Source organism: Halorubrum trueperi (genome assembly GCF_042662525.1).
GTDB classification, from domain to species: Archaea; Halobacteriota; Halobacteria; order Halobacteriales; family Haloferacaceae; genus Halorubrum; species Halorubrum trueperi.
In genome coordinates this window covers 26,225-44,961 of record NZ_JBHSXI010000001.1, presented here as the reverse complement: position 1 = coordinate 44,961, position 18,737 = coordinate 26,225, and the positions used below count along the sequence as shown (strand labels likewise).

20 protein-coding genes are annotated in these 18,737 nt (G+C 67.0%); 12 read left to right on the top strand and 8 right to left on the bottom strand.

The features are described from left to right. Positions 1-68: 68 nt before the first annotated feature. Entirely contained in the window at positions 69-908 is an 840-nt protein-coding gene (locus ACFQEY_RS00210) for a proline dehydrogenase family protein (RefSeq protein WP_379763579.1), read from the bottom strand. A gap of 189 nt (positions 909-1,097) precedes the next feature. On the opposite strand from ACFQEY_RS00210, the gene ACFQEY_RS00205 reads away from it, so the two are divergent. Continuing rightward, complete coding sequence (locus ACFQEY_RS00205; protein ID WP_379763577.1) at positions 1,098-1,640, top strand: CDP-2,3-bis-(O-geranylgeranyl)-sn-glycerol synthase; 543 nt, start codon at positions 1,098-1,100, stop codon at positions 1,638-1,640. 20 nt (positions 1,641-1,660) lie between these two features. On the opposite strand, the gene ACFQEY_RS00200 is transcribed toward ACFQEY_RS00205, so the two are convergent. From ACFQEY_RS00200 to ACFQEY_RS00180, 5 genes are all read right to left on the bottom strand, one after another. Continuing rightward, positions 1,661-2,116 carry a pyridoxamine 5'-phosphate oxidase family protein gene (locus tag ACFQEY_RS00200; RefSeq protein ID WP_379763575.1) on the bottom strand — a complete coding sequence of 152 codons (456 nt, stop codon included), beginning with the start codon at positions 2,114-2,116 and terminating at the stop codon, positions 1,661-1,663. Between the two features lie 119 nt (positions 2,117-2,235). Next, positions 2,236-2,391, bottom strand: coding sequence for a DUF7560 family zinc ribbon protein (locus tag ACFQEY_RS00195; RefSeq protein ID WP_379763573.1), 156 nt, complete (start codon positions 2,389-2,391; stop codon positions 2,236-2,238). Between the two features lie 144 nt (positions 2,392-2,535). After that, complete coding sequence (locus ACFQEY_RS00190; RefSeq protein ID WP_379763571.1) at positions 2,536-3,171, bottom strand: helix-turn-helix domain-containing protein; 636 nt, start codon at positions 3,169-3,171, stop codon at positions 2,536-2,538. Positions 3,172-3,257: 86 nt separating this feature from the next. After that, positions 3,258-4,490 (bottom strand): RNA-guided endonuclease InsQ/TnpB family protein, encoded by a 1,233-nt coding sequence (locus tag ACFQEY_RS00185; protein WP_379763569.1) that lies wholly within the window; start codon positions 4,488-4,490, stop codon positions 3,258-3,260. A 3-nt stretch (positions 4,491-4,493) separates the two neighbouring features. Next, on the bottom strand, positions 4,494-4,640 hold the full coding sequence (locus ACFQEY_RS00180; protein ID WP_379763567.1) for a DUF2080 family transposase-associated protein: 147 nt from the start codon (positions 4,638-4,640) through the stop codon (positions 4,494-4,496). Between the two features lie 292 nt (positions 4,641-4,932). Here ACFQEY_RS00180 and ACFQEY_RS00175 point away from each other — a divergent pair, with 292 nt between their 5' ends. The 5 genes from ACFQEY_RS00175 to ACFQEY_RS00155 all read left to right on the top strand — a co-directional run bounded on the left by ACFQEY_RS00175 (position 4,933) and on the right by ACFQEY_RS00155 (position 11,475). Beyond that, entirely contained in the window at positions 4,933-5,343 is a 411-nt protein-coding gene (locus ACFQEY_RS00175) for a helix-turn-helix domain-containing protein (RefSeq protein WP_379763565.1), read from the top strand. 71 nt (positions 5,344-5,414) lie between these two features. Continuing rightward, a complete protein-coding gene (locus ACFQEY_RS00170) occupies positions 5,415-6,950 on the top strand; it encodes a PAS domain-containing sensor histidine kinase (RefSeq protein WP_379763563.1) in 1,536 nt (511 codons plus the stop codon). Positions 6,951-7,106: 156 nt separating this feature from the next. Beyond that, entirely contained in the window at positions 7,107-9,221 is a 2,115-nt protein-coding gene (locus ACFQEY_RS00165; RefSeq protein WP_379763561.1) for an acetate--CoA ligase family protein, read from the top strand. Further along, on the top strand, positions 9,218-10,279 hold the full coding sequence (locus tag ACFQEY_RS00160) for a phosphotransacetylase family protein (protein WP_379763559.1): 1,062 nt from the start codon (positions 9,218-9,220) through the stop codon (positions 10,277-10,279). Before ACFQEY_RS00165 ends, ACFQEY_RS00160 begins: the two co-directional genes overlap by 4 nt. A 128-nt stretch (positions 10,280-10,407) precedes the next feature. After that, positions 10,408-11,475 carry a cell division protein CdpA domain-containing protein gene (locus ACFQEY_RS00155; protein WP_379763556.1) on the top strand — a complete coding sequence of 356 codons (1,068 nt, stop codon included), beginning with the start codon at positions 10,408-10,410 and terminating at the stop codon, positions 11,473-11,475. 36 nt (positions 11,476-11,511) lie between these two features. Here ACFQEY_RS00155 and ACFQEY_RS00150 read toward each other — a convergent pair whose 3' ends face one another. Beyond that, complete coding sequence (locus ACFQEY_RS00150) at positions 11,512-12,621, bottom strand: DUF373 family protein (RefSeq protein WP_379763554.1); 1,110 nt, start codon at positions 12,619-12,621, stop codon at positions 11,512-11,514. A gap of 259 nt (positions 12,622-12,880) precedes the next feature. On the opposite strand from ACFQEY_RS00150, the gene ACFQEY_RS00145 reads away from it, so the two are divergent. The 6 genes from ACFQEY_RS00145 (at position 12,881) to ACFQEY_RS00120 (ending at position 18,317) form a co-directional block, all read left to right on the top strand. Continuing rightward, entirely contained in the window at positions 12,881-13,879 is a 999-nt protein-coding gene (locus ACFQEY_RS00145) for a radical SAM protein (RefSeq protein WP_379763552.1), read from the top strand. 184 nt (positions 13,880-14,063) lie between these two features. Next, the gene (locus ACFQEY_RS00140) at positions 14,064-14,360 is read left to right on the top strand and encodes a PRC-barrel domain-containing protein (RefSeq protein WP_379763550.1); all 297 of its coding nucleotides are present in this window, start codon (positions 14,064-14,066) and stop codon (positions 14,358-14,360) included. Between the two features lie 212 nt (positions 14,361-14,572). Then, positions 14,573-14,755, top strand: a complete 183-nt coding sequence (locus ACFQEY_RS00135) for an HVO_0416 family zinc finger protein (RefSeq protein WP_379763548.1) — start codon at positions 14,573-14,575, stop codon at positions 14,753-14,755. Positions 14,756-14,843: 88 nt separating this feature from the next. After that, complete coding sequence (locus ACFQEY_RS00130) at positions 14,844-15,002, top strand: DUF7563 family protein (RefSeq protein WP_008002314.1); 159 nt, start codon at positions 14,844-14,846, stop codon at positions 15,000-15,002. 109 nt (positions 15,003-15,111) lie between these two features. Next, positions 15,112-16,956, top strand: a complete 1,845-nt coding sequence (locus ACFQEY_RS00125; protein WP_379763545.1) for a UvrD-helicase domain-containing protein — start codon at positions 15,112-15,114, stop codon at positions 16,954-16,956. After that, positions 16,953-18,317 carry a M24 family metallopeptidase gene (locus ACFQEY_RS00120; protein WP_379763543.1) on the top strand — a complete coding sequence of 455 codons (1,365 nt, stop codon included), beginning with the start codon at positions 16,953-16,955 and terminating at the stop codon, positions 18,315-18,317. The genes ACFQEY_RS00125 and ACFQEY_RS00120 overlap by 4 nt, the downstream gene beginning before the upstream one ends. Positions 18,318-18,415: 98 nt before the next feature. On the opposite strand, the gene ACFQEY_RS00115 is transcribed toward ACFQEY_RS00120, so the two are convergent. Then, the gene (locus ACFQEY_RS00115; protein WP_379763541.1) at positions 18,416-18,700 is read right to left on the bottom strand and encodes a DUF7533 family protein; all 285 of its coding nucleotides are present in this window, start codon (positions 18,698-18,700) and stop codon (positions 18,416-18,418) included. Positions 18,701-18,737 lie beyond the last annotated feature (37 nt).

The window sequence follows — 18,737 nt, the reverse complement described above, 5'->3', positions numbered from 1 at the left end:
CGGCCTCGCGCGACTCGTTGCCTGATCCGGCCTCGCTCGGCTCACTGCCTGATCCGGCCTCGCGCGGCTCATCGCCCGAATACCGCTCGCACGGCGAACGTCAGGTTCTCCCTGCGCTCGCGGACGCGCCGGTAGAAGTAGGAGATCCACTTGTCGCCGTACGGCGCGTACTGGGACACGTCCACGCCCTGCGTGGCCAGGTCGCGCTGGGCGTCTTCGCGAACCCCCATTAGCATCTGGACCTCGTACGCGGTCCCGTGTTCCCGAGCGAGTCGGTCCGAGAGGGCGATCATCGCCGGATCGTGGCTGCCGACGGCGACGCCGCGTTCGCGGCGCTCGAAGAGGAACGCGAGGTCCTCGCGGTACGCCTCGTCGACCCGCGATCGCTTTTTATAAGCGATCGCTGCCGGCTCGTCGTACGCGCCCTTCACGAGTCGAATCTTCCCCGGAACGTCGACTAGCCGTTCGAGGTCTTCGCGGGTGCGCTTGAGGTTCGACTGGAGGCACTGGCCGACGCTCCACGGGTAGTCGGCGGCGATCGATTCGAAGGCGTCGAGGGTCGCGTCGGTGGTGTCGGCGTTCTCCATGTCATACCAGACGAAGGCGTCGTGCTCGTGCGCGCGAGCGACGATTTCGCGATAGTGCTCCTCGAACAGATCCGCCGAAACGTCGAGGCCGATCTGGGAGGGCTTCACGGAGACGCAGGCGTCGAGTCCGCTGTCGGCGATGTCGTCGAGCAGCGCGAGGTACGCGTCGACGTCGGCGCGAGCGTTTCCGGGATCGTCGTAGTGCTCGCCGAGCAGGTTCAGCATGACGGCGACGCCGTCCGCGTTGCGCGCCCGGACGTGATCCAGCGCCTCCGGGACGCTCTCGCCCGCGACGAACCGCCGCGCGATCGGAGGGATCATACCGGAAGTGGGGGCGCTATCGACTTCATTGTTTTCGGCCCCGCGACCCAAGTATCGAGCCGAACCCTCGGCCCCGACCCGAACCCTCGGCCCCGACCCGAACCCTCGGCGGCGATGTGGACGGCGGCTGCCTGAGGTTCCGCGGTCGTCGATCGTGGTTTATAAGCCCGGGACGGGCGTGGACCGCGTATGATCGGTTCCCTCGTCGCGACGGCGTTCTGGGCGATGTTGCCCGCCTACGTGCCGAATAACGCCGCGGTGCTCGCCGGCGGCGGCCGCCCCATCGACGGCGGTCGCGAGTGGCGGGGGACCCGCGTGCTCGGCGACGGGAAGACCTGGCGCGGAACCGCGGTCGGCACCCTCGTGGGGGTCGTCCTCGCGCTCGCGCTCAACGCGCTCAACGACCCCGCGAGCGCCGCGCTCGGTGTGGACCTGCCGACGTTCGCGCTCCCCGCCGCGATCGCGCTCGCGTTCGGCGCGATGTGCGGCGACATCGGGGCCTCGTTCCTCAAGCGACGCTCGGGACGCGAGCGCGGAGCGGCGTTCCCCGGCCTTGACCAGCTCGACTTCGTCGTCGGGGCGCTGGCGCTGGCCTTCGTCGTCGATCCCGACTGGGCGCTCGACGTGTTCACGCTCCCCGTGCTCGCGGTCGTCCTCGCGATGACGCCGGTGCTCCACGTGGTCACGAACGTCGGAGCCTACGCGCTCGGACTGAAGAACGAGCCGTGGTGATACCGAACGAGCCGTGGTGACTACTCGTCGTCGCGGTCGACGATGACCGTGCGACCGGTGAGTCGGTCGGGAACGAACCGGTAGAGGTTGATGTCGAGGTCCGACTTCCCGTCCGCCCATATCTCGAACAGGGGGCGACGGGTTTCCCCGTACTGCGCGATCGTCTCGGGCGTGAGTTCGTCGAGGTCGACGCGGCGGAGCGTCCCGACCCCGACGACGCTGCCGTACTCGTCGCCGTCCTCGTCGTACACCACGATCCGAGCCTGCGGGCTCGACCCGAGGAACTCTCGCTTCTCGCTGTCCGGCGTCGACACCAGCCGGAGGAAGGCGTCCCGCGATTCCGTGTCGAAGCCGTACGAGATGGGGATCGCGTACGGTGTCTCCTCGCGCGCGAGCGAGAGCACGCCGGTCTCGTGTCGGGACAGGAACGCGTCGACCTCCGCGGCGGACATCTCGACCTCGCTGTTCGTCGCCATACGCACCATCTCTTCGCACGCCGGGATAAAGGATACGAGACGAGCGAGCGATCGGGAGTCGACAGGCGACCGGACGACGGAGGGACGGCGAAGAGACGGCGACTGAGCGCGCGGTTAAACTACGCTGGAGGGGGATCCGCCATGTCTCCCTCGGTGACGGGCGCGCCGCAGACGACACAGCCCACGTCGAGCAGCGTCGCCCGCATCGGGTCGTCCACCTCTATCGACCGACGACACTCCGGGCAGACGAAGGTGTGCGTTCGTGGACTCGTCATGGGCGAAATTACGGTACAGACACTCATGAAGGATGACTCGGATTCCTGTCGGTTCAGAATCTGGTCCGCGCAGGATCTGGTCCGCGTGGGATTCGAACGGCGAGGAATTCGATCCGCTCACGGGGCGGATCCCCCGCGGCCCGCTCAGTCGAGGAGCGTCGAGAGCAGCTTCCGCTGTGCGGCCGCCATGTGCTCCGAGAACGTCGACCGGTCGATGCCGAGCAACTCGGCGACCTCGCCGGCGTTCGCCCCCTTCGGATGGTCGAAGTAGCCGGCCTCGTACGCGGCCGTGAGCACCTCCCGCTGGCGCTCGGTCAGGTCGCTCCGGTCGACGGTGACGAGGTCGGACTCCTCCGGTGTCGATGACGACTGGAGCAGCCGCAACACCTGCATGTCCGCGCAGGACTCCCGAAACGCGTCGAGCACCGACCGGAGCGTCGGGAGATCCGTGGCGTGGAAGGTGACGAGTAATCGCCCGTCGCGGATGGTGGTCTCAGCGACGGGCACCCCGTGACGATCGAGCACGGAGAACGGCGAATCGTCCGCACACGGCGTCTCGAATCGGTAGGCGGCCTTTGCGCCGTAGTCGAACACCACGTCGACGCACTCGGGGACCGGCAGGTCAGCGTCGGCGACGAATTCGAGGACGACCGATCCCGAATCGCCGTTCGGACCGCTGCGTGCAACACTGTAGATCGGTCTCGATCCGTCGACGATTCCGTCGAAAGGCGACGGAGACCCCGTCGGGAGCGAGACTTCCGCCCTAATGCCGGATCCCATCTGCATCCGTTCGTATCCGCGGCCGGGCAAAACGTTGACGCCGTTGGCGCGGGAGCGGCACGGGAGCAGTAGTGAACTACCCCACCCTACTCGCTCACCGCTGACGCGGTTCGCTCCTTGAGGGTGGGGCTTCCTGTTTCCACGACGTGCTTTGCAGACACCGAATTGGTGTCCGTAGGGAGCGCAGTCTCCACAGGCGTTGATTCGGAGTGTCCCACTCCTATGTCTTCGAGACCGCGAGAAAGGATGTTCCACGCCGCGTTCGCGTCCCTGTCCGCCTCGAACCTACACGACGGGCACGAGTGTTCACGGACCCACAGCGGCTTATCCGTCTTGACACCGCAGGACGCGCACTCTTTCGTCGTGTCTTTTGGGTCAACTGCGACGAAGTACGTCCCTTCGCGCTCGCACTTGTATTGAAGCATCCGCAAGAACGTTCCCCACGCCGCTCCTGCCCGGTTGCGCGAGTTACCCGGCAGTTCGACCAAGCCCTTCGCGTCCAAGTCTTCAACCGCCACGAGGTCGTACTCGCAGGCGTAGTAGTTCGACAACTTGTGAAGGAAGTCCCGACGCTTCCGCTTGAGGTCGGCGTGACGTTCGGCAACAACCTGCCGTTGTTTCTTCCAATTCGCAGAGTTGTGTTCCTTCCGCGTGAGGTCGCGTTGTGCGCGTTCGAGTCGCTCACGTTCCTCGCTGAAGTCGGGACTCTCGATGGCGTACCCATCGGTGTCGTGGGCGTACTTGAGGATTCCCACGTCGATGCCGACGACCCGCTCGGGATTCTCCGACTTCTCTGATGTATCCTCGTCCACGTCGATGCCGAACGTGGCATACCACTCGCCCGTGGGTTCGCGTTTGACCGCGACCTGTTTGATGGTCGCGTTCTCGGGGATGTCTCGGTGGAGGTGAATCGGGATCTCGCCGATCTTGCTCAACCACAACGTGGGCCGACCACTCGTATTCTTGAGTTCGAAGCCGGACTGGTTGTAGGTGAGCGACCGATACTCCCGAGGTGGTTTCCACTTGAGCATTCCCACGGTGCGTCCATTCTCCTTCTGTGCTTTGAGCGTGGAGAGGTTGTCGTAGAGGCGCTTGACGACCATCTGGAGAACTTTCGAGTGGACATCTCCGAGGTCGTTCCACCACGATTTGAGGTTGGGGAGTCGCCCCTGCACCTCGTAGCGGGCGGGGATGTCGTCTGCCTCGTTGAGCTGGTGGAGGACGTGGTTGTAGAGTTGCCTACAAGTATCGACGTGGTACAGAAGCTCCTCTTCGAGGGCTTCTGGCGGGTTGAGTCGATACTTGTAGTTGTAGTGCATGGGCTATTCGTCTGGGTCGGGGTCGGAGATGCGGACGACTTTCACGTCGGCTCCGCGCCAGCGTTTGGGGACGATGACGTGGGCACTGTTCCCCGAAGGTTTTGCGGTTCCGTCGAGGACTTCTTCTCCTTCAATTTCAAACCTATCCATCATCGACGTATAGACTTTGGATAGACATAAAGGTGGGGGTGGCCTGTGGGCCGAGCGGCGAACGTGTTTGAGGATCGTGCGGCGCTGTATCCCCTCCCTACTGCGCTACTCGGTCGCTTTGCTCCCTGCGTTGCTCCTTGAGGAAGGGGACTTAGCGCCTAATTCCAGTTAAATCGGCGGGGGAGCGCCGCGGGAGCGGAACCCGATCCCGGCCGCTGCCGGCCGATTACTTATAAAACACCCCCTATATGCAGGGCCGGTGTTGGGGTGGGTGGAGTCGGTACCTCCATCCATGAAGCGAAACGAGCGGCGGGCGACCAGTACGACGGCGACGACCGATACGACGACGGCAACCGAGGGGGACGAGATCCTCGATGAACTGTTCGACCTCCTCTCCGACGCGGACTGCCGAGCGATCCTCGGCGTCGCCGACACAGCCATGACGACGAGCGAGCTCGCTGATGCCTGCGACATCGCGCTCTCGACCGCCTACCGCAAGGTCGAGCGGCTGAGCGAGACGCCGCTTTTGATCGAGGGCGTCCGGTTCGATCCGGACGGGGACCACGCCGCGGAATACGCGCGCGGAGTCACCGACGCGGCGGTCGAGCTCACCGACGACGGCGTCTCGCTTACCATGGAGGGATCGACGGCGACGGACCGCGTGTCCGCCGCCTTCGAGACGACGAGCGTCTCGGCGGACTGATCCGTCGGTTCGGATTCAGTTCTGATAATCCGGTAAACAGCCTTATTATTCCGTACAGACCCCGATTCGGTATGTGTGACCGGCCGGACCCAGCGACCCTCCTCGACCTCGCGCAGGACAAGGTCGTGGTCCTCGATGCGAGCGGGGTCTACCAATACCTCAACGCGGCCGTCGTCGACCTCCTCGGATTCGACCCCGACGAGCTGGTCGGCACGGACGCGTTCGCCCTCGTCCACCCCGAGGACGAGCGCTGGCTCCGCGGCGCGTTCGACGCGATCGTCGCCGGCGAGCGCGAGACGACCGACCCATTGGAGTTCCGCTACGGCACCGCCGACGACGAGTGGGTCTGGCTCCGAACGACGGTTCACGTGCCCGACGAGACCGGCGTCGACGGATACGTGTTGACCTCGCGGGACGTCACGCAGGAGGTCGAATCGCGGCGGCGGCTGGAGACGATCACGTCCGCCTCCTCCGACGTGTTCTGGATGTTCTCGGCCGACTGGAGCGAGCTGCTGTTCGTCAACGACGCCGTCGAAAGCGTGTTCGACGTGTCGGCCGCGGAGCTCGAACGCCGACCGCGGCGGTTCCTCGATCGGGTCCATCCCGACGATCGCCCGTACGTCGAGCGGGCGATGGAGCGGCTCTCGAGCGGCGAGTCGACGTTTCTCGATTATCGCCTCGGAGCGGGAGACGGCCCGACGAAGTGGGTCCGCGTGCCCGGCGAGCCGGTGACGGAGAACGGGGAGGTCGTCTCGGTCGCCGGCTTCGCCCGCGACGTCACCGAGGAGTACCGACGGGAACGACAGCTCGCGGTGATGGACAACCTGCTCCGGCACACGATCCGCAACGACATGAACGTCGTCGACGGGACCGCGGAGCGGATCGCCGACCGCGTCGCGGCGGCGGAGGACGAGGAGGTATCCGCCCTCGTCGACGAGATCAGCGAACACGCGGAGACCATCCGTCGAGTGGCCCGAGAGCTGTTGACGACCGCGGAGAAGCAGCGCGGCGTGATCGACCTGCTCCGCCAGCGCGGATCGCCTCACCCCATCGAGATCGAACCCGTCGTCGAGACCGCCGTCGACATGGCGGTCGACGATCTCGACGCCGCGAATCCGGAGGGAGACGCAGACCCGCCAGCTCCCGAGGTATCCGTCTCGTGCCGGTCGGACGTTCTCGCCTTCACCCATCCGGAACTAGACTACGCGATCGCCGAACTGGTGGCGAACGGCCTCGAACACGCCGAATCGACACCCGTCGTTCGGGTGACGGTCACGGAGTCAGCCGAGGTCGTCGAGATATCGATCCGCGACAACTGCTCACCGATTCCGCCAGAAGAGCGCTCGGCGATCACCGACCGGTGGGAGATGGACGACCTCCACCACACCGAGGGGATGGGACTGTGGCTCGTCTACTGGATCGCCGACCGCTCCGGCGGCGATCTTTCGTTCGACACTCACGACGACGGGAACGTCGTAACGCTCACCGTCCCGAACGCCAAGAGCGATGAGGGGGCGAGCGGCGACGAAGCGCCGATCGGCGACGAAGCGGCGATCGATCGGCCGCCCAGAACGTCGACGGGGCGGGGCGAGGGGAAATCCAACTGAAGCGCGAGAGAATACGCGGATCGGAAATTTATCGGAGACACGAGACGAGAGACGTCGCCCGGGCGCGGATCGTCCCGATCGGTCGTTCATTATTGACTCGGCTCCTGAAAATCCTCCCACCGATCTTAAGCCGCGGGTGCGCGTAGGTTAGCGGTGATGGGTACGCTCAACGAGCTGTTCGACCCGGATCGGGTCGCCGTCGTCGGCGCGACGTCGCGCGAGGGGGCCGTCGGTCGGGCCGTCACGTCGAACCTGCTCGACGACTTCGACGGCGACACCGTTCCCGTCAACCCGAACTACGACGAGGTGCTCGGGACGCCCTGTGTCGACGAGGTCGCCGACGCGGACGCCGACGTCGCCGTCGTCGTCGTCCCGCCCTCGATCGTGTTGGACGCGATCGAGGCGTGCGGCGCGGCCGGCGTCCGCAACGTCGTCGTGATCACGGCGGGATTCGGCGAGACGGGGGAGGACGGGGCGGCGAGGGAGCGACGCCTCGCGGAGATAGCCGACGAGTACGACCTCAGCCTCGTCGGCCCTAACAGCCTGGGGATCATGTCGACGCCCTCGGGGCTAAACGCGACGTTCGGCCCGGAGAACGCGCTCCGTGGCGGGCTCTCTTTTATGAGCCAGTCCGGCGCGTTCGTCACCGCGGTCCTCGACTGGGCCAACGACAACGGGATCGGCTTCAAGGACGTCGTCTCGCTCGGGAACAAGGCCGTCCTGGACGAGACGGACTTCGTCGACCACTGGGGCGACGACGACGAGACCGACGTGATCATCGGCTACCTGGAAGGGATCGAGGACGGCCGGCAGTTCATCGAAACCGCACGCGAGACCGCACGGGACACCCCGATCGTCGCGGTGAAGTCCGGGCGGACGAGCGCCGGCGCGCAGGCCGCCTCCTCGCACACCGGGACGCTCGCCGGCTCCGACGAGGCGTACGAGGCCGGTCTCGATCAGGCGGGCGTCATCCGCGCCGAGTCGGTCGACGAGCTGTTCGACTCGGCGGGCATCCTCGGGAGCCAACCGCTGCCCGACACCGACAGCGTCGCGATCGTCACGAACGCCGGCGGCCCCGGCGTGATGGCCACCGACGCCGTCGGCGACGCGGATCTCGAGATGGCGTCGTTCACTCGCGAGACGAGCGACGCACTGGCCGAGTCGATGCCGGCGGAGGCGAACATCCACAATCCCGTCGACGTGATCGGCGACGCCGACGTGGAGCGGTTCCGCGAGGCGCTGGAGATCACCGTCGCCGACGACAACGTCGGGGCCGCGCTGGTGTTGGCCGCGCCGACCGCGACGATCGAATTCGACGACCTCGCGGAGGCGATCACCGACGTGAGCGACGAGATGGACGCCCCCGTCGCCGCCTGTCTGATGGGCGGCGACCGAACTCGGAAACCGAAACGGCGGCTCCAGGCGAAGGGGATCCCCTGTTACTTCGACCCCGCTCGCGGGATCGAGAGCCTCGCGACGCTCGCGGAGTACCGCGACGTCAAGGAGCGAGAGTACGCCGAGCCGATGTCCTTCGACGTCGACCGCGAGCGCGCCCGCGAGATCCTCGGAACGGTGCGCGAGCGCGACGACAACCGTCTCGGCGTCGAGGCAATGGAACTGCTCGACGCGTACGGCATTCCGACGCCCGCCGGCGAGATCGTCGACAGTCCCGAGCGCGCACGAGCGGTCGCCGCCGAGATCGACGGCGACGTGGTGATGAAGATCGTCTCGCCGGACATCCTGCACAAGTCCGACATCGGCGGCGTCGCCGTCGGCGTCGCAGACGCGGACGTGGCGGACACCTACGAGGACCTCATCACTCGCGCGAGAAACTACCAGCCGGACGCGACCGTCCTCGGCGTGCAGGTCCAGGAGATGGTCGATCTGGACGCCGGCGTCGAGACGATCGTCGGCATGAACCGCGACCCGCAGTTCGGCCCGCTACTGATGTTCGGGCTCGGCGGTATCTTCGTGGAGGTGATGGAAGACACCACCTTCCGCGTCGCGCCCGTCTCGGAGCCGGAGGCCAGAGAGATGACCGAGGAGATCCAGTCGGCTCCCCTGCTGCGGGGGGCTCGCGGCCGAGACCCCGTCGACGTCGACGCCGTCGTCGACGCGATCGGTCGGCTCTCCCAGCTCGTCACCGACTTCCCCGCGGTAGTGGAACTCGACATCAATCCCCTCGTCGCACTGCCCGATGATGACGGCGGCACGAACGCCGCCGCCGTCGACGTGAGACTTACGGTTGACCCGGAGGAACTCGACCCATGACAGACACACCCACGACACTCGTCACCGCGACCGGAGACAGCGCCGGGAAGACGGCGATCACCGTCGCGCTCGCGCGACTGGCCGCCGACCGCGACCGCAGCGTCGGCTACATGAAACCGAAGGGGACGCGGCTCCAGTCGAACGTCGGCAAGACGCTCGATCAGGACCCCATGCTCGCCCGCGAAGTGCTCGGTCTGGACGCCGAGATGCACCAGATGGAGCCCGTGGTCTACTCGCCGACGTTCGTCGAGGGCGCAATTCGAGGTACCGAAGACATCGGCGCTCTCCACGACCGGATCCGCGAGGAGTACGAGGAGCTCGCCGCCGACCGCGATCAGATGTTCGTCGAGGGCGGCGGGAGCTGGACCACCGGCGGCGTCGTCGACCTCACCGACGTCGACGTCGCGGAGCTGCTCGACGCGCGCGTCGTCCTCGTCGCCGAGTACGGCTCGCCGAACGACCTCGACGACGTGCTGGCGGCCGCCGACGCGTTCGGCGACCGCCTCGCCGGCGTCGTGTTCAACAAGGTCTCCGACGACGCCTTCAAATCGCTCGATCAGGACGGGATCCCGTTCCTCGAATCGAAGGGAATCACCGTGTTCGGGGCGATCCCGCACGAGAAGGAGCTCGCGGGCGTCACGGTCGGCGAACTTGCCGACGAACTGGGTGCGGATCTGCTCACCGACGCGCCGACCGACGCCTTCGTCGAGCGCTTCCTCGTGGGGGCGATGGGCGGTGACGAGGCGCTCCGCCACTTCCGGCGCGCTCGCGACGCCGCGGTCATCACCGGCGGCGACCGCGCCGACGTGCAGGCCGCGGCGCTCGACGCCTCCGGCGTCGCGTGCCTCGTCTTGACCGGAGGGCACCGTCCGTCCGGGGCGGTGCTCGGGAAGGCGGCCGAGGCGGGCAAGCCGGTCCTCGCGGTGAACACCGACACGGTCACCGCGATCGACCGCGCCGAGGGCGTCGTCCGGGGCGGCCGCACCCGCGATGCGCGCACCGTCTCGCGGATGGCGGAGCTGCTCGACGCGCACGCCGACGTCGACGCGCTCATCTGAGACGACGCTGAGTCGACGCACGCGGCTGAGGTGGTCGCGGAGTCGCGGGGGCGCGCGGCCCCGTCACACCGGGTGTCGGAGGCGAACGTCTGACATACTGTTTTGAGGGTGGACGCCATAGACCGCGTATGACCAGTCTCTCGGAGGCGTACGGCGGACGGGGACGCTCCGAGGTCGACCCGCGTCGCCTGTCGCTCGGCGTGGGCTCGTTCGTCGCCGGAACGCTGCTGCTCGTCGCCGGAATCCTCGTGGCCGCGGAGGTGCTCCTTCCCGGAGGGTACGGCTCCGGCGCGGCGAGACGGCTCGGCGGCGTGCTCGGCGGCGTGGGCGTCCCCCTGCTTTTGATCGGCGTGATGACCGTACTTCCGGCGGATCGAAGCACCCGCGCGACCGCGCTGATCGGCGCGGCCGTCATGTGCCTCGGCGTCGCGCTGTTCGCGCACGCCTACCCGTACCAGTGGGTCGGCGGTCCGCGCCCGGAGCTGACGGACCTCACGCTGCCGACCGCGGGGCTGTACTTCCTCGGTGCCGCGACGACGCTCTGGAGCGTGTTCGTCGGCGTCGCCAACTTCAAGACCCGAAACGATCCCGGCGGAACCGTCACGATGGAGGTGACCCACAAGGGGGAGACGAAAATCATCGAGGTCGGGCGCGATCAGCTCGACGGGATGGGCGGCGTCGGCCTGCTCGGCGGCACCCCCGACGGCGAGGTCGAGACGCAGACCAACCGGCCGAACTCCTCGAGAGAGGGCACGAGCGGATCCGGATCGGCCGGAAACGGGCCGCGGACGGAACGCTCGCCACCGACCGGCGGATCGCAGTCTGCCGGCGGGGCGGGCCCCGGAAGCGTCGCGAACGGACCGGGCGTCGGATCCGCGGGCGTGAGCGACGGCGGGAACACGACCGCCGACATCACGTCTCCCCTCGACGCTCCCGGGGGATCAACCTCAACCGGTCGGGCCGGTCGGAGCAGCCCGTCGTCCCGCTCCGACCCGTCGTCCTCCGGGCCGTCTCCCACCGATCCGACGCGCCCATCGGCCGAGGCGTCCGCTCGCGACGGTCCCGGCGACACCTACTGCGGGAACTGCGCGCAGTTCGATTACGTCCGCACGGACGACGGGATGCAGCCGTACTGCGGGCACTACGACGAGCTGATGGACGACATGGACGCCTGTGAGGAGTGGACGCCGCGATAGATCCCCCTCCGTTTCTCCTCGAACGTTTTTCGCCGATCACGCCGGTTCCGCGGACGGGAGCTGCGACTCCGCGACGGCGAACGCGAGCGTGCTCAACACGGCGGTGAGCGTTCCGGCCGCGAGCGCCATCGCGAGGTCCGGCAAGCCGAGCGACGTCACGCCCGGCGCGGCCGGGAGGAAGAATCCGGAGACCGCGTAGAGCACGACGGCGATGGATAGGACGTAGAACGGGGCGTTGAGGTACCGCCACCGGAACCGACCCGCGAGGTACTCGTCGGTTATCTGTCCGAGGCTGGAGGTGATCCCGGCGACGGCGAGCCATTGGACGAAGCCGTGAACGAACGCGGCGATGCCGAGTCCGGTCGTTACCTCGGCGTTCTGAACGGCCGTGACGGTCTCGACGGTGTCGAGCCCCTGGACCGCCCCGACGACGATCAGCGCCAGCGCGACGACGTAGGTGACGAGCGTCACGCGCCCGGTGTAGAGGACGTTACGGACGGTCGCCGCGGTTCGGTCGACGGAGTCCTCCAGGCCGAGCCCCCGGAACAGCGAGTAGAGCCCCACGAATCCCGAGAGGATCCCGAGTACGGCGGCACCCGCGACGTCGAACAGGTTCGCGACGACGACCAGCGGGTAGATGAGGAGGAGCACCCCGAGCGGAACGAGGATGGTGCCGCGGGTCTCCGGGTCGGCGAGCACCTGCTTGATCGTGTAGTAGAGCGATTCGAGGTCCTGTGCCTGCCGGACGACGACGCGGCGCATCCCGTCGATCGGCATCCGCGAGCGGATCACCGGAAGCACCGACTCGTCCTGTGCGCCGTCGGTGATGACGACCGCGGACACCTCTTCGCCGGTCGACAGCTCCGCGAGGACGCGGTCGACCTCCTTGCCGACCGCCCGGTTCGCCTTCACGTCGGAGCCGTCGACGCCGGTGACCGCGGCGACCTCGACCGCCTCGCCGTCGGCCGCAAGCTCGTCGTGGACGTTCACGCCCTGAAACAGCACGTTCACGTCGGAGTCCTCCGGGTCGGCGGTCGCGAGCGCGACCGCGGCCTCGGTGACGTCGGGGGCACCGATGACCGGAGTGGGAATTCCCGTCTTGCGGCCGAGGTCGTCGTCGAGATCGACGCAGAGGACGAGCAGCATTACGGGGAACTACGCGACTGGTCGGCATAGGCTTTCGGCTCGCGGCGGCCCCGGCGGACAGGTGGAACGAGGCTCGGGAGGTCGGGCGGGCATCGCTCGAATCGTCGGACGGGCACCGCTCGAATCGTCGAACGGGCGGGCACGCGCTCGCGTTTCGAATCGTGTTCGTGGCGATGCCACAGCGGCTCCGTGACAACGTATCTCCCGGGTGAGAGCGCTTCGGACGCTTTTTCAAGCCGGAGCCGGTATTACCGCGTAGATGATCTCCAAGGGCTGTGAACAGTGCGCCAAGGGCGGCAAGATGGTGCTTTTCGTCTACGGCTACTGCGACCAGCGGGACTGCTTCTACTGCCCTCTCGGAGAGAACCGGAAGAACGTCACCGACGTGTACGCCAACGAGCGCAAGGTCGAGTCCGACGAGGACGTGATCGCCGAGGCCAAGCGCATGAGCGCGCTCGGCACCTCGATCACCGGCGGCGAGCCGCAAGAGGCGATGGCGAAGACGACCCGGTACCTCGAACTGCTCAAAGACGAGTTCGGCGAGGACCACCACACCCACCTCTACACCGGGATCACGGGCGGCCGCGAGAACATGCGCCGCCTGAGCGAGGCGGGACTCGACGAGATCCGCTTTCACCCACCGGTGGAACTGTGGGGCGACATGCACGGGACCGAGTGGGAGGACATTCTGTACATCGCCCGCGAGGAGGGGCTCACGCCGGCCTTCGAGATCCCCGGCATCCGCGCGGAACCAGAGTTCCTGGAGTTCTTGGACGAGGGAGCCGCCGAGTTCTGCAACATCAACGAGTTCGAGATGAGCGACGGGAACTACCGCCGGATGCAGGAGGAGGGATTCGAACTGCAGGAGGACCACATGTCCGCCGTCGAGGGGTCGAAGGACGACGCGCTCGTCTCCGAGATGGCGAGCCACGAGAAGGTGTACTTCTGTACGTCCGTGTTCAAGGACGCCGCGCAACACCGAAACCGTCTGAAGCGGATGGCCAAGAACATCCGTCGCGCGTTCGACGAGGTGACCGACGACGGTACCCTCGTCTACGGGAAGGCCTCCGTCGACGCCGATCGATTCGAGGCGCTCGGCGTCCCCGAGGAGTTCTACACCGTCAAGTCGGAACACGTCGAGATTGCGTGGTGGCTCTTAGAGGAGATGGTCGAAGACGGCGACCTCGACGAGGGCGAGATCGTCGAGCAGTACCCGACCGTGAACGGCACCGTCGTCGAGCGGACGCCGGTCGCGTAGTCTCTCGTCGTTCCTTCCGTTTGGAGTCTCGCCTCGTCGCCCTTCGCGTTCGTTTCACGTCGCACCGTACTCAGTAGTCAGTTCTCAGCTCTCAGCTCTCAGTTCTCAGCTCTCAGTTCTCAGCTCAAATATTGGGAAGAGACTACGTACCATACTTATGGGGGATCGGTCCGTATATCCGCACATGGCCTCCGAAGAACCCGTATTCGCCGACGTGAGCATCGGACAACCGGTGTATGACGCGGAGGGCGAGAAGCTCGGGACGGTCCGGGGCGTCGACGACGACGGCTTCTACGTCTCGTCGCCGGCGGGCTCGGAGCCAATGCCGCTCACCGACGCGCGCGACGTGTTCGGGACCGCCTACGTGATGTGGCGGTGCTGGGAGTGCGGTGAGATGGGCGAAATCGGTGGTGAACTCCCGGCTAACTGTCCAAACTGTGACGCGCCGCGGGAGGAGTTGTACTACTGGGCCGAGGACTGAGCGGAGCGTTCGCGAAGGAACCGCGACGCCGGCGGCCGGTACCGCAGCGTGGATCGCCGCCCAGTCGTCGGATTCACCCGCGCCTACAGCCGCAGATATTCTCCTTGCATCCGTGTGACGGTCGCAGCTCCGCGGTCGAGATCGGTCGAGGGCGGACGTTGGCGGGAAACCGGAACAAGACATATATATCTGCGTGCCATTCACTAACATGCATGTCTAGTAGTGCACCCAGCTCGGACGACGACGTGCTCGACGAGTTCCTGTCCGATCGCGGCCACGAGACAGAAATCGTACGCTGGGAGCGATCCTATAACAAGCTTCAGTGTCCGGAGTGTGGTGCACTCCATCCCGAAGGAACCGCGCGCTGTGGCGTCTGCGACTGGCGTCCAACCTGACGACGAGGACGGCGCACGACCGATTAGCGAGTTTCTTTCGATCGATTTGGCCGGCAGTATTATATATCATTAATAGAGAGTCACGACTATGCCGACCTGCCAGAACTGCGGTTCGTTCGTCACGACGGATTACGTTCGGGTGTTCACCCCGAACGAGGTCGACCGTCCCCGCGTCTGCCCCGCCTGTGAGGATCTCGTCCGCGACGGTGCCGACGTCCGCGAGGCCCGCGCAACACGAAGTAACTGAGCTACTGAGCGCACCGGCGTCCGACGAGCGCGGAACGCCCAACCGGGTGTTTCGTCCGGAGCGCCCCCGAGCCACGGCGTTTAAGGAGAACCGGGATCTGGAGTATACAATGACCGATCCCACGGTGACGCGACTGTTCGGCGGTCCGGGCAGCGGGAAGACCACGGCGCTTCTGGACCGCGTCGAGGGGATCCTCGAAGACGAGGGTACCGACGTCCGCGACGTCCTCGTCGTCTCGTACACGCGAGCGGCCGCCGCGGAGATCCGCGAGCGACTCGCCGAGCGACTCGACGTCTCCCCGCGGAGCCTCCAGGGGAACGTCTCCACCATGCACGCGAAAGCGTACGAACTGCTCGACCTCTCCCGCAACGACGTCGTCGGCGACGACGACAAGGAGGCGTTCTGCGAGGATTACGGTATCGAGTTCGAGGACCAGCACGGCGGCGCGGGCCGCCGAACCGCCCGATCGACGACGATCGGGAACAAGATCATCGCCACCTCCCAGTGGCTTCAGCGCACGGAGCGCGACGTGGCCGACTGGTACGACGTCCCCTTCCAGTGGAACGTCGAGGAGGTCCGGCTCCCGCCGGAGGAGGACCCGAACGCCCAGCAGGGGAACAAGTACACCCCCACGTGGCCCTCCGACGACGACCGGATCGACATCCCCGACACGATCCGAGCGTGGCGGGGCTACAAGGGAGACAACGGCCTCGTCGGCTTCGCGGACATGCTCGAACGCGTCGCGCAGCGCTCGCTCGTGCCGAACGTCGAGTACCTGATCATCGACGAGTTCCAGGACATCACGACGCTGCAGTACAACGTCTTCGAGGAGTGGCGGCCGCACATGAAGAAGGTCCTCATCGCCGGCGACGACGACCAGGTCGTGTACGCGTGGCAAGGTGCGGACCCCGACCTCCTGCTCGACACCGACGTCGACGAGGACGTCGTCCTCCCGAACTCCTACCGGCTCCCCTCCGAGATTCTCAACGTCGTCAACGCGGAGATCCGTCACATCGACAAGCGACAGGAGAAGGACCTCCACCCGCGCAAAGAGGGCGGTGCCGTCGAGGCGATCGAATCGCCCTCGATGATCGAGCTCGTTCGGAACGTCCGGTACACCGTCGACGACGACGAGGGGAGCGTGATGTGCCTGTTCCGCGCGCGCTACCAGATGTTCGATTTCATCGACGAGTTCATCGACCACGGCATCCCCTTCACGATGTTAACCGACGGGCGGATGTGGACCGATCGCGTACAGGACTACGTCAGCGCCATCGAGAAGACCGACGAAGGCGATCCCGTCACCGGCCTCGAAGCCCGGAGACTCGCCGATATGCTCCAGGACTCCGCGTTCGGGACCCACGATCGCGACGAGTTCTACGACTTCCTCGACGACCGCGAGGAGGACGCGGACGCGGACGACATCTCCCTGATCGAGGTGACGACCGACGAGCTCGACGAGTTCATCCCCTTCATGCCGGACGCCGCGAGCGCCGACGACATGGTCCGAAAGGTGACGAGCTTCCAGCGGAAGTCGATGGGCGCGTACTTCGACGGCGACTACGAGGGGATGGATCCGACTCGCGTCCGCGTCGGCACCATCCACTCCGCGAAGGGTCGCGAGGCCGACCACGTGTTCGTCGCGACCGACCTCACGGAGAAGGTCGTCGAGCAGATGGCGGCCTCCATCGAGGACCCGACGGACGTCGACGGCGTCGAGGAGTTCACCAAGTCGACGAGCCCCGTTCCCGTTCTCACGGACAACGAACGGCGCGTCTTCTACGTCGGAATGTCCCGCGCCCGCGAGCGGCTCGTGATCATGGAGAGCCTGATAAGCGGTGCGCCGACGCTCCCGATCAGCGTCCTGCTATTCAACGAACTCCGCGACGAGCCCGCACAGGAGCTGATCGAGGAAGTCCAGGCCGAGCTGGCGGTCCCCGAACCCGAGCCGTGAGCGACGGGTGCGACGGTCGAGGAAAGGGCGACTGCGGGGACGGAACCCCGAAGCACGATCCGGCCGATGGGGCCCCACTCCGCACCGATCTCACCCCGATCATCGGGGCGATCGCGGAGGCTGGCGCGGACGCCTTCGTGGCGGTCGGCGACCGCTTCGACGACGGTCTCCGCTACCTCACGCGGTTTTGTGGCCCCGATCGCGCCTACGCGCTGGTCGTGGTCCCGGTCGACGACTTCGCGGGTCGCGCCGTCCTCTGTGCGCCGTCGCTGTTCCGCGAGCAGGCGGAACGCGATTTCGTCGCGAGCGCGCGCACTCGAACCGACGACCGCGACTTCCACGACGGGGTCGTCCGCGAAGTCCGAACCGACGGCGTCGGCGATCACGCGGGGGAGCGCGCAGCGGCCGTCGTGTGTGACTTGCTCGCCGACAGCGACCGTGACGGCGACCGCGACGGGGCCGCCGAGAGCGACGGCGACCGAACCCTCCTCGTTCCGCCGTCGATCCCGCACGACGCGGCGGTGTACCTCGAACGCGCCGGCAACGACCTCTCCTCGACCGACGCCGTCGAGACGGCTCGCGAGCGGAAGACTGACGCCGAGATCGACCGGCTCCGACGGGTCCAGCGCGCGGCCGTCGCGGGAACGGCGCGCGCCGAGACCGTGTTGGCCGAAAGCGAGGTCGGTGAAGCGGAGCCCGCCGGGGAGACGGACGCGGGACGCCGACCCGCCCTTCGCTGGAACGGCGGCCGTCTCACCACCGAACGGCTTCGGCGCGAGGTGAACGCGGTTCTCGCCGCCCGCGGCGTCGGCGACGCGGGCGACACCGTGATCGGCTCGGGGCCGTCGGCCGCCGACCTCCACTTCGTCGGCGACGTCCCGATCCGCGCCGGGGAGACGGTGCTTCTCGACGTCTCGCCGCGGGGGCCGGACGGCTACCGCGGCGATCTGACTCGAACGTTCGTCGTCGACGGCGACGGCGGCTGGGAGCGGCGAGCGTCCGTCGCGGTCGAGTCGGCCCGCGAAGCAGCGCTCGCTGAGATCGAACCGGGTGCGACCGCCGCGCGCGTTCACGGCGAGGCCGCCGCCGAACTGGCCGCGTACGGATTCGACCCGAACGCCGGGGAGGGCGGAGTCGGCTTCACTCACGACACCGGTCACGGCGTGGGCGTGAGCCTCCACGAGTGGCCGTCGCTGTCGGGCGGAGCCGAACTTCGACCGGGGACCGCGGTCGCAATCGAACCGGGCGTCTCCGACCCGAACGTCGGCGGGGTTCGAGTGGCGGACCTCGTCGTCGTCACGGAAGACGGGTACGAGGTCCTTGCGGAGTACCCGATCGGGATCGTCCCGCGAACGCGGTAGCCCGCCCTTCGCCGCCGATCACCTTCTTCGAGGCGTCGCTCACGATCATCTCCCCCGACGCGTCGCTCACGAGCACTTTTCGGGGGCATCGTCCGCAGTCATTCCTCAGGAGCATCGCCCGACGTCGAGTCGGCCGACTCTCGATCGGCCGCACTCCCGCCGCGGAGCTGCCGCGGAAGCAGCCCCGAGACGAGTCCGCGGAGGATCCGTCCGGGATCGAGGAAGTACTGCGGGAGCACGACCATCGCGGCGGCGACGACGAGCAGCGCGGCACCGAGAGCGATTTCACCGGCGGCCACTCGGATCACGGCGTAGTTCGCGAGCGGTAACGCGAAGACGAGCGTCGCCGCCAGTCCGATCATATCCAGCAGCCCGAGTCTCATTGGGCGAGCGTTGGCCCCCGAAGGGCAAAAGGAGCGC